General features: G+C 41.1%; 18 protein-coding genes and 1 riboswitch. Of the genes, 16 read left to right on the plus strand and 2 right to left on the minus strand.

Annotation, left to right across the window (positions count from 1 at the left end):
• Window positions 1-14: 14 nt before the first annotated feature.
• The 7 genes from MHB45_RS08475 to MHB45_RS08505 all read left to right on the plus strand — a co-directional run bounded on the left by MHB45_RS08475 (window position 15) and on the right by MHB45_RS08505 (window position 5798).
• Entirely contained in the window at window positions 15-1394 is a 1380-nt protein-coding gene (locus tag MHB45_RS08475; RefSeq protein WP_340907655.1) for a cobyrinate a,c-diamide synthase, read from the plus strand.
• A 51-nt stretch (window positions 1395-1445) separates the two neighbouring features.
• Window positions 1446-2255, plus strand: a complete 810-nt coding sequence (gene cobA, locus MHB45_RS08480) for a uroporphyrinogen-III C-methyltransferase (RefSeq protein WP_048678472.1) — start codon at window positions 1446-1448, stop codon at window positions 2253-2255.
• Window positions 2234-2797: a nitroreductase family protein gene (locus MHB45_RS08485; RefSeq protein WP_048678474.1), complete on the plus strand. Its 564-nt coding sequence runs from the start codon at window positions 2234-2236 to the stop codon at window positions 2795-2797. Before cobA ends, MHB45_RS08485 begins: the two co-directional genes overlap by 22 nt.
• Before the next feature lie 14 nt (window positions 2798-2811).
• Window positions 2812-3348, plus strand: a complete 537-nt coding sequence (locus tag MHB45_RS08490; RefSeq protein ID WP_048678477.1) for a cob(I)yrinic acid a,c-diamide adenosyltransferase — start codon at window positions 2812-2814, stop codon at window positions 3346-3348.
• A 12-nt stretch (window positions 3349-3360) separates the two neighbouring features.
• Complete coding sequence (locus MHB45_RS08495; protein WP_340907656.1) at window positions 3361-4878, plus strand: cobyric acid synthase; 1518 nt, start codon at window positions 3361-3363, stop codon at window positions 4876-4878.
• Window positions 4879-5051: 173 nt separating this feature from the next.
• Window positions 5052-5324 (plus strand): HU family DNA-binding protein, encoded by a 273-nt coding sequence (locus MHB45_RS08500; RefSeq protein ID WP_034312477.1) that lies wholly within the window; start codon window positions 5052-5054, stop codon window positions 5322-5324.
• Window positions 5325-5633: 309 nt separating this feature from the next.
• The gene (locus tag MHB45_RS08505; RefSeq protein ID WP_170974019.1) at window positions 5634-5798 is read left to right on the plus strand and encodes a hypothetical protein; all 165 of its coding nucleotides are present in this window, start codon (window positions 5634-5636) and stop codon (window positions 5796-5798) included.
• Here the strand turns inward: MHB45_RS08505 and MHB45_RS08510 are convergent.
• Complete coding sequence (locus MHB45_RS08510) at window positions 5795-6580, minus strand: serine/threonine protein kinase (RefSeq protein WP_226990381.1); 786 nt, start codon at window positions 6578-6580, stop codon at window positions 5795-5797. The two genes, MHB45_RS08505 and MHB45_RS08510, sit on opposite strands and share 4 nt — an antisense overlap.
• Window positions 6581-6864: 284 nt before the next feature.
• Between MHB45_RS08510 and MHB45_RS08515 the strand changes: the two genes are divergently transcribed.
• Complete coding sequence (locus MHB45_RS08515) at window positions 6865-7062, plus strand: flavin reductase family protein (RefSeq protein ID WP_072272899.1); 198 nt, start codon at window positions 6865-6867, stop codon at window positions 7060-7062.
• A gap of 105 nt (window positions 7063-7167) precedes the next feature.
• Entirely contained in the window at window positions 7168-7368 is a 201-nt protein-coding gene (locus MHB45_RS08520; protein ID WP_072272900.1) for a flavin reductase family protein, read from the plus strand.
• On the opposite strand, the gene MHB45_RS08525 is transcribed toward MHB45_RS08520, so the two are convergent.
• Window positions 7340-7591: a hypothetical protein gene (locus MHB45_RS08525; RefSeq protein ID WP_202186683.1), complete on the minus strand. Its 252-nt coding sequence runs from the start codon at window positions 7589-7591 to the stop codon at window positions 7340-7342. The genes MHB45_RS08520 and MHB45_RS08525 overlap by 29 nt on opposite strands.
• A gap of 152 nt (window positions 7592-7743) precedes the next feature.
• On the opposite strand from MHB45_RS08525, the gene MHB45_RS08530 reads away from it, so the two are divergent.
• The 7 genes from MHB45_RS08530 (at window position 7744) to tenA (ending at window position 15355) form a co-directional block, all read left to right on the plus strand.
• The gene (locus tag MHB45_RS08530) at window positions 7744-8172 is read left to right on the plus strand and encodes a MaoC/PaaZ C-terminal domain-containing protein (RefSeq protein ID WP_048678652.1); all 429 of its coding nucleotides are present in this window, start codon (window positions 7744-7746) and stop codon (window positions 8170-8172) included.
• Between the two features lie 5 nt (window positions 8173-8177).
• Window positions 8178-9503 (plus strand): sigma-54 interaction domain-containing protein, encoded by a 1326-nt coding sequence (locus MHB45_RS08535; RefSeq protein WP_072272901.1) that lies wholly within the window; start codon window positions 8178-8180, stop codon window positions 9501-9503.
• 256 nt (window positions 9504-9759) lie between these two features.
• Complete coding sequence (locus tag MHB45_RS08540) at window positions 9760-10914, plus strand: acyl-CoA dehydrogenase family protein (RefSeq protein WP_176702851.1); 1155 nt, start codon at window positions 9760-9762, stop codon at window positions 10912-10914.
• Window positions 10915-11020: 106 nt separating this feature from the next.
• A complete protein-coding gene (gene menB, locus MHB45_RS08545; RefSeq protein WP_105718799.1) occupies window positions 11021-11821 on the plus strand; it encodes a 1,4-dihydroxy-2-naphthoyl-CoA synthase in 801 nt (266 codons plus the stop codon).
• An 18-nt stretch (window positions 11822-11839) separates the two neighbouring features.
• Window positions 11840-13477, plus strand: coding sequence for an AMP-binding protein (locus tag MHB45_RS08550; RefSeq protein ID WP_048678650.1), 1638 nt, complete (start codon window positions 11840-11842; stop codon window positions 13475-13477).
• 52 nt (window positions 13478-13529) lie between these two features.
• Window positions 13530-14276 carry an SDR family NAD(P)-dependent oxidoreductase gene (locus MHB45_RS08555; protein ID WP_202186685.1) on the plus strand — a complete coding sequence of 249 codons (747 nt, stop codon included), beginning with the start codon at window positions 13530-13532 and terminating at the stop codon, window positions 14274-14276.
• Window positions 14277-14404: 128 nt separating this feature from the next.
• Window positions 14405-14536, plus strand: a riboswitch (TPP riboswitch).
• 135 nt (window positions 14537-14671) lie between these two features.
• Window positions 14672-15355, plus strand: coding sequence for a thiaminase II (tenA, locus tag MHB45_RS08560; RefSeq protein ID WP_063593338.1), 684 nt, complete (start codon window positions 14672-14674; stop codon window positions 15353-15355).
• Window position 15356 lies beyond the last annotated feature (1 nt).

Here is a 15356-nt window from a genome sequence, read left to right on the forward strand (position 1 = left end):
AGGGAGAAACAAATATGAACGATAGAAGATTGGTAATTGCGGGTACCGGAAGCGGTGTCGGAAAAACGACATTGACCATCGGAATCATGGCAGCCCTCCAGAAGAAAGGCTTTACCGTTCAAGGGTTCAAATGTGGTCCTGACTATATTGATCCTACTTATCATACTGCAGTTACAGGACGGGTTTCACGCAATCTTGACAGTTGGATGTTTGAACATGACACTGTCCGTGAAATTCTTAACAAAGCAAATGCAGGAGCTGATATATCGATCATCGAAGGGGTCATGGGTTTCTTCGATGGCAAAAGTCCGTTAGCCAATACAGGATCGACGGCTGAAATCAGCATCATCACGCAAAGCCCTGTCCTGTTGGTAGTCAACTGTGCAAGCATGGCTCGGAGTGCAGCTGCCATCGTAAAAGGATTTCAGGACTTTTCGACCGGTCCTAACATCATTGGGGTCATTGCCAATCAAGTGGGAAGTGTAGGCCATTACAAAATCGTCAAATCAGCCATTGAGCAAGAATGCGATGTACCGGTGCTGGGATATATGAAACGGGAAATGGATATTGATATTCCAAGCCGTCATTTGGGCTTGATTCCTGCGATTGAACGCGGTGAACTTAACCCTTTTTTCGATAAGCTTGCACAATTGGTCATGGAAACGATCGATATCGATCAGTTGTACCGATTGTCAAAGACAAATCCCGTTTCCAGTGGGAACTCAAATATTTTTCAACCCAAAAATGAAAGTGACGTGTGCATTGCCGTCGCAAAAGATGCAGCCTTCAATTTTTATTATCAGGAAAACCTTGAGCTGCTTGAAGCATATGGGGCGAACATCAAGTATTTTTCTCCATTAAAAGGGGAAGAAGTTCCATTGGATGCCGATGGTTTATATCTTGGAGGCGGTTTTCCTGAGGAATTTGCAGCTGAACTTTCCGGTAACGTGGATGCTATCAAATCCATCAGAACCTCCATTGAAAAGGGGATGCCGACTCTAGCGGAATGTGGAGGTTTCATGTTTTTGAGCAAATCGATTGAAACGACTTCCGGAGAGACGCATCAGATGGCAGGAATGATACCGGGCAGGATTAAAATGCAGAAAAAGCTTGCAGCACTTGGGTATCGTGAAATTACAGGAACTTCAGGCAATTTTTTGATCAACGAAATGGAGCAGGCAAAAGGTCATGAATTCCACTACTCGACATTTGAAGCGGATGCTGATCTTACACATGCCTATCAAGCCAAAGGCAGATTCGGTTCGAAACAAGAGGGGTGTGTATTGGGCAACCTTGTTGCTGGGTATACCCACTTTCATTTTGCTTCCAATCCAACACTTGCTAAGAACTGGATCGATGCTTGCTTAAAACAAAAAAAACAGATCTGCCCATGAAACTATCAACTAGTAAAAGGTATTTTTTGAAGCTTAAGAGGAGGCGCGAGCATGAAACCGGGAAAAGTTCATCTGGTCGGTGCGGGTCCCGGAGATCCGAAATTGATTACGGTATATGGACTGGAATGTATCCAAAAGGCGGATGTCATTGCATATGACAGGCTTGTCAATCCAGAACTATTAAACTATGCAAAAGAAGATGCAGAACTTGTATATTGCGGGAAATCACCAGGGAAACATCATCTCATTCAAAATGAAATACATGAACTTTTAGTGGAAAAAGCCTTACAGGGGAAAAACGTCACCCGTCTGAAGGGTGGAGATCCGTTTGTCTTTGGGCGGGGCGGTGAGGAAGCGGAGATACTGGCAGCTAATGGGATTGAATATGATATCGTCCCAGGAATCACAGCGGGAATCGCAGCACCGGCTTATGCGGGCATCCCGGTAACACACCGTGAACATGCCTCAAGTTATGCCATTGTGACAGGCCATGGCCGTGATTACAAGGGGCAGGATAACCTGAATTGGCAGGCGTTGGCTCAAGGCATCGATACCATTGCCTTTTATATGGGAATTGGTAATATGCCGTTCATCTGTGAAAAATTGATGGAGCATGGCAGGGATGGTAAAACGCCAGTGGCCGTCATTGAATGGGGCACGACAGATAAACAAAGGACGATCACCGGTACTTTGAGTTCGATTTCTTCGAAGGCTGTAACAGAAAAAATTCAAAATCCGTCAATCTTTCTAGTAGGGGATGTCGTCCAATTAAGAGAAAAAATCCAATGGTTTGAAAGAGTGATTGAATCAGAGTCCATTAAGGAAAGGAATGAGTTGGAATGTCCATCATTCAAGAATTGAAGGAACGCCGGGCAATAAGGAATTACGAAGAAAAAGAAGTGGAAGACGAAAAAATCAGGCAGTTATTGGAAGCGGCTACCTATGCCCCTAACGACCGATTGCGTGAACCTTGGAGTTTTTATGTTATCAAGGGGGAAGCGAAGCACCGTTATGAAAGATTGGCAGAAAGGTATTTATATGAACGCTTTCCTACCAAACCAAAATTGATTGACAGTTCACTGGAAGTTGTAAAGACGACACCGCTCATCATAGTCGTGACTTCTGATATTTTACCTGACGATCCAGATTCATCCGAAGACAATGTATTCGCTTCTTGTTGCGCTGTCCATTCGATGTGGCTTGCCGCAAAAGAGCTAGGTCTTGGATTCGTTTGGCGGACTAGAGGAGTGGGTCTTGTCAGGGATGAACGCCTGCACGAATTTATCGGCTCACCGGATAACAAAAAAGTGATCGGCACCATTTTTGTCGGATACCCTAAAGGAGATCAACCGGTTCCTGCTACTAAAAGGACTTCATACATAGAAAAAACAGTTTGGTTATGAGGGTAGGTGAGTGAGTGGCACGCAGAGGATTAATGCTTATTTATACGGGAAACGGGAAAGGGAAGACGACTGCCTCATTAGGGGTGACTTTAAGGGCAATCGGCAGAGGAATGAATGTCAAATACCTTCAGTTCATAAAATCTCCAGAGCGTACATATGGGGAAGCATTGGCATTGGGAAAATTAGGAGTTAAAATGGAACAGCTAGGTATTGGTTTCACATGGACCAAAACCCCGGAAGAGCATCGCAATGCATTGGCGTTAGCTTGGGAAAAGGTGAAACTGGCCCTTGCTGATCCGGGCATTGATTTACTTGTTTTGGATGAGCTGAACAATGCTTTAGCCATTTCCAAATTCCCGATTGATGATGTCTTGCCATTGGCTGAAGTCATCGATGCAATTCGAAATCGTCCCGCTCATATGCATATAGTCATTACCGGTAGGGACGCCAAGCCAGAGCTTATGGAAATGGCGGATTTGGTTTCATCGATCGAGGCGACCAAGCATTATTATGACGAGGGTATCGGTGCAGTCAAAGGATTAGAGTTTTAGGGGGTGAGCGTAATGAAGGCACGATCCATCATGATACAAGGGACGTCATCCGATGTAGGGAAAAGTTTGATTTGTACGGCGTTTTGCCGGGTATTTTCCAATAAAGGATTACGTGTCGTCCCTTTCAAATCACAAAACATGGCTTTGAATTCTTATGTAACCTTGGATGGCGGTGAAATCGGACGGGCTCAGGGAGTACAGGCGGAAGCAGCACGGATAACGGCAACGACTGATATGAATCCGATATTACTGAAACCAAAGCAGGATATGGTTTCGGAAGTGATCGTTCACGGAAAGCATTTTCTTGATATGAATGCAAAAAGCTATCGGTCCCAATTTGTCCAGGAAGCCATGCCCATCATCCGTAAATCGGTGGAAAAACTACAAGATGAATATGACATCATAGTACTCGAAGGGGCAGGAAGTCCTGCTGAAATTAACCTTAAGGACCGGGATATTGCAAATATGCGAATGGCTAAACTCACGGATGCGGCTGTCATTTTAGTGGCCGATATTGATCGTGGTGGAGTATTTGCGTCCATTATCGGGACACTTGCCTTATTGGATCAAGAAGAACGAGATAGTGTAAAGGGGATCATCATCAATAAATTTCGTGGCATGCGTGAATTGTTGGACGATGGCATTGAATGGGTGGAAAAGGAAACCGGGATTCCGGTCCTCGGGGTGCTGCCCTATCTAGACGTGAATATTGAAGCGGAAGATTCACTTGCCCTCTCTTCCTTACGTTTTAAAAAACCTAAAAAGGCTGAGTTTCCGATCGATGTAGCCGTCCTGAGATTTCCGCGGATCTCCAATTTTACAGATGTGGATCCTTTTTTCGATGAACCCGGAGTAGGTGTCCGACTTGTTAGCAGTGTCCATGAGTTAGGTAATCCCGATCTGCTAATTTTGCCGGGTACAAAAAACACGATGGAAGATTTAGAGTGGTTGAAACGTATGGGATTGGATGGGGCCATCGATGAACGGCGGAAACAAGGAACGATGATATTCGGCATATGCGGCGGTTTTCAAATGCTTGGGACTAAACTTTTCGATCCCGACGCGGTCGAGGGTGACGGTGAGAACTCAGAAGGGCTTTCGCTTCTTCCGGTGGAAACCGTCTTTCAAGCAGAAAAGAAGACGGTACAAATGGAAGGTTTACTTTCTGCTGGGATAATGGAAAGTCAAATGAATCTTAACGGTTTCGAAATACATTTAGGCAGAACGACATTGAAGTCACAAGTAAGGCCCTTTCTATTATTGAAGGATGGAAGAGAGGATGGAGCGATTTCCAATGACAACCAAGTTATGGGAACATATCTCCATGGAATATTCCATAATCGCTTGTTCACTAGATTACTGGTTAACCAAATTCGACGGAACAAGGGGTTGGATGAAGTGAAGGAAAACGTTCAAAGCGACTCGGAGCGCAGGGAGGAAGCGTATAATCTCTTGGCTTCCCATCTGGAAGAAAACATTGATATGGATACCATCTATCAATGGCTGCAGCTCGAATCTGCAGAAAGTTGAACAAGAGTCAGACGGTGCTTAGTATGTTGATCAAGGCCCTTTTATCTGCAAGAAAGATCAATTTTGAGCTGCAATTCCTTTTATTTAGCCATAATAAGTGACAGAGGCATACAAGATATGTTATGTTGTCTTCTCTACATATTTTATACAAAATAAAAGGATGAGGTGTTCATATGAATAAAACAGAATTAGTGAGCAGTGTTGCAGCACAAGCTGAACTGACAAAAGACGAAGCAAAAAAAGTAGTGGATGCATTGTTTGAAACAATCACGGCTACACTTGCTAAAGATGAAAAAATCCAATTAGTTGGTTTTGGTACATTTGAAGTGCGTGACCGTGCTGCCCGTACAGGAAGAAACCCGCAAACTGGCGAAGAAATACAAATTGCAGCTAGTAAAGTACCTGCTTTTAAAGCAGGTAAGGAATTAAAAGAAGCTGTAAAATAAAAGGTGAACGAAGAAAAAAACCTGGCGATGAAATATGCGCCAGGTTTTTTGTTTACTGACTGATTCGAAAAACAGATAATATATACCGAATGTAACTCAGATTTTGTAAGAGCCATTTGGAGTTTCATTAATTGAAGGGATTAGGGCGTTCCCATGACCAACAATGAAAAAAGCCGACTCCGTGAAGCAGTAATGGACTGTAACACAAATGAAAAAAAATTATAGTACTTATTAATAAGGTTTATACTGTGACTATGTTAGGCTAAATGAATAACAGGCTTTAAAACCAAAATAAAAGAGGTGAAAGAAATGCTGAAGAAAATAATGAAAAAAATCAAACAGCTTTCCCAAGGCAGCAGTGAGCGAAGACATGGGCATTATCGCCGAGGCAGCAGCAGCAGCCGGGGGTACAAAAGGTATCCCATGAGTGGAAGTGACCGCTACAAGAGAAAAGGGCGGGGCAGCAGCAGCTAATTCCAATTCTTTGACTTCAATACAGCCTGCAGGTCCATTGAGATATCTTTAATATCTGAGTAAGGTTCTTGGATGCATAATAACCTTTTCAGTATATGCACGGTTTCTTTTTCTAACGAAAGCTCTTCTGTCCAAGGAAGTGCTTTTTTACTTTTGGAAGCGTACGTCGTATAAAGTACATATAGAAGTATTTCCCCCAAGTCGTAAAAGTCCTGCCTTTTCAGCTGCAAAATGGATTCTTTTGCGAGGTTGGCCGAATTGATCATCTTGGACAAACCAAAGTCTATCAAAATGGGCTGATTGTTCTTAAGTAAAATATTCGGTATACGTAAATCTTGATGGAAAATGTCATGCTCATGTAGATAAGATACTAAATCCACCAGCTTATTTAGAAAATATAGAGACTCTTTCTCATTGAACGTTAATTGATTCAAGAAAATATGGTCTTCTAAATTATCCCCTTCTATGAAATCCATCACAAAATAAACATTTCCATCTTGCGAAAATTCCTCGTGAAATTTAGGGATATTTCTGTGGTTTAACATTCGTAATATGGAAATTTCATTTTCAAACTGTTTCAGCTCTTTTTTGCTGCGGCGTTTACTTTTCCGGAGCTGTTTGATCACTATATTTTCATTCATTTTCAAATCATTGCAACGATAAACAATACCGTAGCTTCCTGTTCCGATTACAGCTTTTACCTCGTAGCGGTAATTCAAAACCACACTCTTTTTTAAAGGAATATCCACAATTAACTGGTAGAACTTTCTAAAGGAACGCAAAATTGAAACTTCCCTCACCACTTTCAAATATTCGAGTCAAGAACCAAAAAAAGACCATTATTAACTATGCTGGAAATATGAATGATCATGGTTAGTTTAACACTGATTTTTGATGATGCGGTAATGAAAGTCTTTTATTCGGGGAGTTCTTTTATACAATAGTTCACAATTAAAAGAGCTATAAAAAGTTTTTCCTTAAATTTCATAATATGAAATTATATGATTATTAAAATGATTAAGGTTTACTATAATGAATTCATAATAAAAGAGTAGGAGGTGATAAGATGGATGGGCGCGAATTGAGAAATCGCTTTGGTAAATTTCCAACCGGAGTCACGATAGTGAGCTGGTTTGATCGTAGAGTTCAAAAGGGCATCACTGTGAATTCTTTTACCTCGGTTTCCTTGGATCCCCCGCTTGCTTTAGTATCAATTCATAAAGAAGCAAAAGCTTGCACTAGCATGAAATATTTTGTCGGATGAACAATAATCCATTGCATGGCAATTTGCGGGCAGTAAACAGAAAATACTTGAAATTGACTGGAATAACAAGGAAGTTTCGCCAAAAATACATGAAGTGTTGCCTGGATGGAATGCAAACCATGGAGAGAGTATGATGCTGGTGATCATGTATTATTCATCGGTGAAATACAGGAGTTGCATTTCGAAAATTTGGAAGCGCTTACTTTTTATCAAGGGAAAATGGGGTCTGCTAAACTCACGAGTAAAGCAGCTGAATTCACGAGTAAACCGGCCAAACTCACGAGTAACCATCAAACTCACGAGTAAACCGGCCAAACTCACGAGTAAAACAGCCAAATTCACGAGTAAACCGGTCAAATTCACGAGTAAAACAGCTGAATTCACGAGCAAACCGGTTAAACTCACGAGTAACCATCAAATTCACGAGTAAAATTGCTAAACTCACGAGTAAAGCAGCCAAATTCATGAGCAAATCGGTCAAATTCACGAGTAAAACAGCTGAATTCACGAGCAAACCGGTTAAACTCACGAGTAACCATTAAATTCACGAGTAAAATTGCTAAACTCAAGTAATGCAGCTGAATTCAAGAATAAACCAACAAAGGACCCCTTTTATGGTAATTACTTGGAAAGTTTTGTATTATTAAAATTGAATATTCGGAAAAATTAAGGAGCGGTGTTATGAGTTTAACAATTACTGATTTGTTCATCGGCCAGGTTGCTAGTATGCAACGCACATTTAATGAATCTGACGTAAAATTATGTAATGAATTAACAAAAGATTACAGTCCTATTTATCAAGTGAATAAAGAAGCATGGAAAAGTAATTTCAGCAGGCCGATTGTACCTGGTTTGTTAACGGAAGGCCTAATCACTCAAGTAATCAGTGAAAAACTCCCTGGTAGTGCCTGTATACTTTTACAAAAGGAATTGGTCTTTTATCATCCAGTACATATAGGCGATATAATTTCAGCGGAACTCGAGGTCATTGATATTAATTTGAATAGAGATTGGGTTACGCAAAAGGTGACTTGCTTTAATCAAGCAGGAATAGAAGTCATTAAGGGGCAAGTTGTCATTTTTGTTTTAAGTAATCAAGATACTAGGTGATGTGAATGGAAAATGTTAAAAACGTAATTAGGAATTGGGGATCGATTGAAGTTGACGAAAATGGAAAAGTTATAGGCGCAACAGCTGATTTTTATGAATATTTCATGATTATGCCGACTGATTTGATAGGAAAGTCCATTACGAGGATCATTCACACTTCTTCCAGCTTTTCTTTGAAAGGTCTTGACCATAAACATGTGTTTTCTGGTGTGATCAGCGGACATGCTTGTTTCATAAGGGTATTTCGTCGAGAAGCTGATACCCTTTATACCATAATCATCCGTCAAGACGAACTGGAATACAGTGATTTAGTGTATTTTACCAACTCCTTGGAGAAGAATAAAATCAAGAAAAATTCCGTGGTTCAAGGTCGATATAGCTTCGAAGAGATTGTTGGAAAGAGTAAGGAGATTGAGAGGGTAAAAGAGCTGGCCGCCAGAATAGCTACCAGCAGTTCAACAGTACTGCTTACAGGGGAAACGGGAACGGGAAAGGAACTTTTTGCCCAAGCGATCCATGGTTTGAGTACAAGAAAAGCACAGCCTTTTGTGCCAGTAAATTGTGCTGCGATTCCAGATGAATTATTTGAATCGGAGATTTTTGGTTATGAAGCTGGCGCTTTTAGCGGGGCGAAAAAAGAAGGTAAGCCTGGAAAAATAGAATTAGCTCAACATGGTACGTTGTTTTTAGATGAGATTTCTGAATTGCCTTATCAGGCTCAAGGTAAGCTATTACGAGTTTTACAGGAAAGGGAAGTGGAAAGGCTAGGCGGGACGGGGACTAAAAATGTTGATATACGTATTATTGCTGCATCGAACAGGGATTTAAGAACCCTTATTCAAGAAGGGAAATTCCGCCAAGATTTATATTATCGACTTTATGTTTTTGAATTGAAAATTCCTTCTTTAAGGGAGCGACAGGAAGATATTCTTCCTCTGGCACATCATTTCGTCGAGTATTTCAATAACAAGTTAGGGTCCCATGTGAAGGAAATTGATCCTAAACTCCAAGATTGGTTGATCCAATATGATTGGCCTGGTAACATCCGTGAAATCAAAGCGATAATCGAACGCGGAATGAATATCGTAGATGGTGGGACTCTAACGCTGGAATCTTTATATTTTACACCTAATTTCATATTGGAGGTTCCCTCAGTTGGAATCAATAATCCTTTTTCCGGTACGTTGGATGAAGTTGTAGGTAATGCTGAAAAATCAGCCATTCAGCGAGCATTAAAAGATTCGGAAGGGGATCGTTCTTTAGCAGCTCAAAAGCTGAAAATTCATGTTGCTAGTTTATATAGAAAAATTGCCAAATACAAATTGAAATAACAGTTTCATCTAATGAAATATCATCAGGTAAACCATTAGGGCACACTTATAAAAGTGTGTATTTTTTTTGAAATTCGCAACTTTGATTTGCAGTATTGCGAAAAAATGCAAACCTGCGAAAGTTTTAGAAACTATAGCCAAATTTGTAGCCAATTCAAGTTGGCACACAAATTGCAATTATAGTTGTCAAGTAAGAGGTTTCGTGTTTAGTAGAATGTCCAAAAAACAGATAAATAGTATACAAGGAGGTAATGATATGCTGAATTTTTCTTTTTCGGAAGAGCAAGATTATTTTCGTAAAATATTGAAGGAATTTGCTAAGGAAGAGCTGCTTCCACATTATACAAAATGGGATCGCGAAGAGATTACTCCAAAACATTTGTGGAAAAAGCTGGGGGACCTTGGCGTAAATGGTCTTCGGATTCCTGTGGAATATGGCGGAAGCGGTGCAGATTGTGTGACAACGGGGATAGCTGCAGAGGAGATAGGGCGTGGTGATTTCAATCTTACTTACGCGGTGATGTTGAATGCATTAATCGGTGAAATTATCAATAATCATGCTAGCGAGGAACTGAAAAAGGAATGGCTTCCCAAAGTTTCAAGTGGTGAAAAAATTGTTGGCATTGCCATTACGGAGCCATCCGCAGGTACGGATGCAGGCGGAATTAAAACAACAGCAGTACATAAAGGAAATAAGTATGTGCTTAATGGAGAAAAGTCTGGAATTAGTGTAGCTATGTGTGGAGATGCATTTGTTTTATTTGCAAAGACAGAACCTGGATGGGGAAATCGAGGGATAAGTGCTTTCATGGTTCCTGCCGATATACCAGGAGTTGAATGTAGAGGGTACGCAGACATGGGGAATATCGCCATTGGAAGAGGTTCGATATATTTAACCGATGTCGAGGTTCCGGAAGAGAATATGATCGGTCTTCAAAATAAAGGGTTTTCCCAAGTGATGAATGGGTTTGATTTAAGTCGGCTGTTAATAGGGCTGCAATGTGTTGGCACCGCTTCACAAAGTATCGATGAAACCATCGAACATGTGAAAATCAGACATTCATTTGGTAAACCGTTGGCGACATATCAAGGGGTCTCCTTCCCAATTGTGACCCACTATACCCAATTAGAACTGGTGAAGTGGCAAGCCTATCGGGGCCTTTGGCTTCGTGACCAAGGGTTGAATCATAGTAAAGAATCGGCTTCCGTTAAGTGGTTAGGGCCTAAATATAGTGTAGAAGCTATCCATGAATGTTTGCTGCTGAATGGTCATTATGCTTATACGAAGGAAATGCCTCTTGAGCAACGCTTGCGTGATGTGATTGGGTTGGAAATAGGTGATGGCACTGCACAAGCCAATATGATGGTCATAGCAAAGGACATAATAGGAAAGGAGTTTCGTTCGCATTAATCCAAGGGATTAGCATTATTACAGTCGTGTTGGGTACGAACAGAGAATTGATGTGATGCAAGGCAGATCATCCTTAATAGTCAAGAAAACGAAGGGAATGAGAACGATGGAATTAACAGATGTAATTTATGAAAAAAGAGGCGGCATTGCAAAGATAACAATGAACAGACCTAAAGTTTACAATGCTTTTCGTGCCAGAACAATTCAAGAATTAATTTGGGCTTTTCGGGACGCTTGGGATGATAATCGTGTGGGTGTAGTGATTCTGACTGGAGCTGGCGAGAAGGCATTTTGTGTAGGTGGAGATCAAAAGGAAAAGGGAGAAGAAGGAGGATATAGTCATTCTGGTGGTTTAGGTGGTGGAATGGGACTGGAAATCGAAACGCTGCATCAAACGATCCGCAACATTCCTAAGCCGGTCATTGCAGCGGTTAATGGGTTTGCCATCGGAGGCGGGCATGTCCTTCATGTCATATGTGACCTAACCATTGCATCTGACACGGCAAAATTTGGCCAGAGCGGGCCAAAGGTCGGTAGTTATGACGCAGGTTTCGGTTCAGCTTATTTAGCACGAATTGTCGGAGAAAAGAAAGCGAGGGAAATCTGGTATTTGTGTGAACAATATTCTGCACAAGAAGCAAAGGAAATGGGACTTGTGAACAAAATCGTTGCCCCAGAACAATTGCTCGAGGCAGCAGAAGAATGGGCAAGAAAGATCCTTGATAAGAGTCCAACTGCGCTAAAAATGCTCAAATATTCCTTTAATGCAGATAGTGCCAACATTCAAGGGATTTCACAACTTTCGATGGGCAGTTTAGCGATGTTTTACAATACACCAGAATCGGAAGAGGGAAAAAATGCCTTCCTGGAAAAGAGGCCTGTTGATTTTAATAAATTCAGAGGTTGATGAGGGGGAAGAAAACTAGTGAAATTGGAGACGATTTTGACTCAGCAATATGTGGAGAAATATCAAGACGTTTGGCCAAACCGAACGATTTTGGATTATTTGAATGATGCTATAGTAAAGCATCCAGAGAAGATAGCGATTATCGATAAAAAAAGTAGTTTTACTTACAAGCAGCTTGGTAAGTTGGTCGATCGAATCGCATTGGGTCTCTTGCATATAGGATTGGGTAAGGGGGATGTTGTCTCTTTTCAACTGCCTAACTGGAATGAATTTATAATCTTACACTATGCTGTTACAAGAATCGGTGCCATCAGCAATCCCTTGATACCGATTTATCGAGATAGGGAAATTGGCTATATGGTTGGGATGGCAGAATCTAAAATGATTGTTGTACCAGATTATTTCCGTGGGTTTTATTACCCTGACATGATTGAGAGACTAAGCCATCAATGGCCTTCAATGAAACATATATATGTGATTGGGGAAAATGCCCCGAATGGGATGAAACTGTTCTCCTCCCTATTTGATGAACCTTGGGAAGACCGGATGGATTCTTCCATTTTGGATGAAATCACACATGACCCCAATGAGGTGACTGAAATTATCTTTACCTCGGGAACCACGGGAAGTCCAAAAGGAGTTATGCATACACATAATACCCTTTGTATATCTACAAATTATTGGATTGACCGCTTACATTTAAAATCCGATGACGTTCTTTTCATGGCGTCAACGTTCGCTCACCAAACGGGTTTTGGTTATGGAGTCAGGCTCCCAACACATATTGGAGGTACGGGAATCTATCAAGACATTTGGAATCCGAGAGAGTTTATTGAATGGGTTGAGAAGGAAAAGATAACGTTTACGGCGGGTGCCACTCCTTTTCTGCAGGATACGGTTCAGATGGGGGGGATAGAAAGGTATGACCTCAATTCGCTGCGAGTCTTCGTAGCTTTGGGTGCCCCGATTCCCAGGCATTTAGTAAAGGAGGCCGTGAAAAAAGTACCGTTCAAGATATTGTCAGGGTGGGGACAAACGGAAGATGGCTTGGTAACCTTGACGAGACTTGAAGATACAGAAGAAAAACTGACGAATACCGACGGAATCCCGTTTCCGGGTATGGAGTTAAAGATAGTGGATTTTGAAGGGGAAATCTGTGCCCCGAATATAGAAGGCTCTTTATTAGTAAGGGGTCCGGCTCTTTTTGTCGGCTATTTTAAACGAATCAATGATACGTTAGCTGAGTATAGTGACGGATGGTTCATTACCGGTGATCGAGCATTCATTGATGAAGACGGGTATATCCGGATTTCTGGAAGAAACAAAGACATAATCATACGTGGCGGTGAAAATATTCCAGTCGCTTATGTAGAAAATGTATTGTATGAACACCCGGATATTTCTAGTGCTCAGGTTATTGCGGTTCCAGATTCCCGTCTTCAGGAAAAAGCATGTGCATGTATCAGTATGAAAACGGGAAAGAGCCCGATCACGATGGATTCAATGCAGGAATTTCTCCTGGGAAAGGGATTGGCAAAACAATATTGGCCTGAATTTATTGAAATAATGGATGACTTTCCTCGTACGGCAAGCGGGAAAATTCAGAAATTCCGGCTCCGGGAAATGATTAATGAAAGGATAACCGACAATATATAGGCAGCTTAAATAAATCCATATTGACTAAATAGTGAAAGTGGAGGGGAATATGATGACAAAAAGAATGGCATTTATCACAGGTGCTGGAAGCGGAATTGGCAGAGAAATTTCAAAAAAATTGGCTTCTCGCAATATTAACGTCATCGTGGCTGATATTAATCTTAAAAATGCAGAGGAAACGGTTTCTTTAATCGAAAAGTCGGGTTTTGAAGCCAGAGCGGTCCATTGTGATGTAACGAAATTAGAAAGTGTAAAAAAAGCCGTCGAAGAATCAGTGAACTATTATCATAGAATAGATATATTGGTTAATAATGCAGGCTGGGATAAGGTGGAACCTTTTTTAAAAAGTGATCCCAGCACATGGAAAAGGATTATCGATATTAATTTACTTGGGCAGATCCATACTAGCAAGGAAATTTTACCTCTCATGATTGAAAATGGATACGGTAAGGTAGTAAATATTGCATCCGATGCAGCAAGAGTCGGATCAAGTGGAGAAGCAGTTTATTCGGCTGCTAAGGGAGGGGTTATTGCCTTTACAAAAACGATAGCAAGAGAAATGGCACGTCATAAACTCAACATCAATTGTATTGCGCCAGGTCCTGCTGATACGCCCCTATTTCAAGAAATAGGCTCATATAACGAAGGTATAGCAGGCGCCTTGGAAAAAGCGATTCCATTCCGACGGCTAGCACAACCAGAGGACATTGCCAGTGCTGTTGCCTATTTCGTTTCGGAAGAGGCAGGGTATATTACGGGGCAAACTCTTTCCGTAAATGGTGGATTAACAATGGTTTAATAGATCGTGGTTAAGTGGGTATGGAAGATTGAAAGTTTAGTAACCCTAAATCAAGAAAACTTTTCTAATACGTTTGACAATTGGATTTATCGTGTTAATATAAAGGCAAATGAATTTTAATATACAATTTGTACCACTAGGGGTGCTTTATAGGTAAAAGTTGATTTTTTACCCACAAAAGCTGAGATTGAAGTATGACTTTAAGACCCTTAGAACCTGATCTGGTTTATACCAGCGTAGGGAAGTGGGGTCTGGAACTATACATTTCTGTATTATTTCTTGTACAACCACTTTCTTTACGTTTAAGAAAGTGGTTTTTTGTTTGCAAAAAAAGGGGTGATAAGTGTTTTTTTCTGTTTCGTTCAATGAAAAAATACAATTTGGAGGTAATGGACATGAAGTTTTCAGAGGAAATCCGTAAGGAAGTTGATCACATTTGGGAAGCTAGTTTTAATCATCCGTTTGTAGCAGGAATAGGAGATGGCACATTGCCATTGGAGTGTTTCCGTTTTTATGTCATGCAAGATGCCTATTATTTATCTCATTTTGCTAGAGTTCAAGCCTTAGGGGCAGTCAAAGCTACAGATTTACATACAACAAGCAGGCTTGCCGGCCATGCACAAGGAACATATGAAGCGGAGTTGAAGCTTCATGAGAATTTTTCCGAGAGATTAGGCATCACAAAAGAAGAACGGGAAGATTTCAAGCCTGCCCCGACTGCCTATGCTTATACTTCCCATATGTATCGTGCGGCTTATTCGGGACATTTAGGAGATGTTATTGCAGCTATCTTGCCGTGTTACTGGCTGTATTATGAGATAGGTGAAAAGCTGCAAGGGTGCATGCCCGAAGAGCCGATTTATCAAGAATGGATAGCGGCTTACGGAGGAGAGTGGTTCCGCACTTTGGTGGAAGAACAAATTGCGAGGCTGGATGAGATTGCTGAAAAAGTAACTGAAGAAGATAAGGCGAGAATGAAAGAGCATTTTATTCTCAGCAGCCAATATGAATACTCATTTTGGGAAATGGCTTATCGTTTAGAGACATGGCCCGTTCATAAGGAAACATTAGAAGTATAAA

The sequence above is a fragment of the Peribacillus sp. FSL K6-5616 genome, from assembly GCF_038008245.1.
GTDB classification, from domain to species: Bacteria; Bacillota; Bacilli; order Bacillales; family DSM-1321; genus Peribacillus; species Peribacillus frigoritolerans.

Bases quoted from the DNA above. Each gene is read 5' to 3' on its own strand.
- MHB45_RS08475 (WP_340907655.1), top strand. From the start codon at position 15: ATGAACGATAGAAGATTGGTAATTGCGGGTACCGGAAGCGGTGTCGGA.
- cobA (WP_048678472.1), top strand. From the start codon at position 1,446: ATGAAACCGGGAAAAGTTCATCTGGTCGGTGCGGGTCCCGGAGATCCG.
- MHB45_RS08485 (WP_048678474.1), top strand. From the start codon at position 2,234: ATGTCCATCATTCAAGAATTGAAGGAACGCCGGGCAATAAGGAATTAC.
- MHB45_RS08495 (WP_340907656.1), top strand. From the start codon at position 3,361: ATGAAGGCACGATCCATCATGATACAAGGGACGTCATCCGATGTAGGG.
- MHB45_RS08500 (WP_034312477.1), top strand. From the start codon at position 5,052: ATGAATAAAACAGAATTAGTGAGCAGTGTTGCAGCACAAGCTGAACTG.
- MHB45_RS08505 (WP_170974019.1), top strand. From the start codon at position 5,634: ATGCTGAAGAAAATAATGAAAAAAATCAAACAGCTTTCCCAAGGCAGC.
- MHB45_RS08515 (WP_072272899.1), top strand. From the start codon at position 6,865: ATGGATGGGCGCGAATTGAGAAATCGCTTTGGTAAATTTCCAACCGGA.
- MHB45_RS08520 (WP_072272900.1), top strand. From the start codon at position 7,168: ATGGAATGCAAACCATGGAGAGAGTATGATGCTGGTGATCATGTATTA.
- MHB45_RS08530 (WP_048678652.1), top strand. From the start codon at position 7,744: ATGAGTTTAACAATTACTGATTTGTTCATCGGCCAGGTTGCTAGTATG.
- MHB45_RS08535 (WP_072272901.1), top strand. From the start codon at position 8,178: ATGGAAAATGTTAAAAACGTAATTAGGAATTGGGGATCGATTGAAGTT.
- MHB45_RS08540 (WP_176702851.1), top strand. From the start codon at position 9,760: ATGCTGAATTTTTCTTTTTCGGAAGAGCAAGATTATTTTCGTAAAATA.
- menB (WP_105718799.1), top strand. From the start codon at position 11,021: ATGGAATTAACAGATGTAATTTATGAAAAAAGAGGCGGCATTGCAAAG.
- MHB45_RS08555 (WP_202186685.1), top strand. From the start codon at position 13,530: ATGACAAAAAGAATGGCATTTATCACAGGTGCTGGAAGCGGAATTGGC.
- tenA (WP_063593338.1), top strand. From the start codon at position 14,672: ATGAAGTTTTCAGAGGAAATCCGTAAGGAAGTTGATCACATTTGGGAA.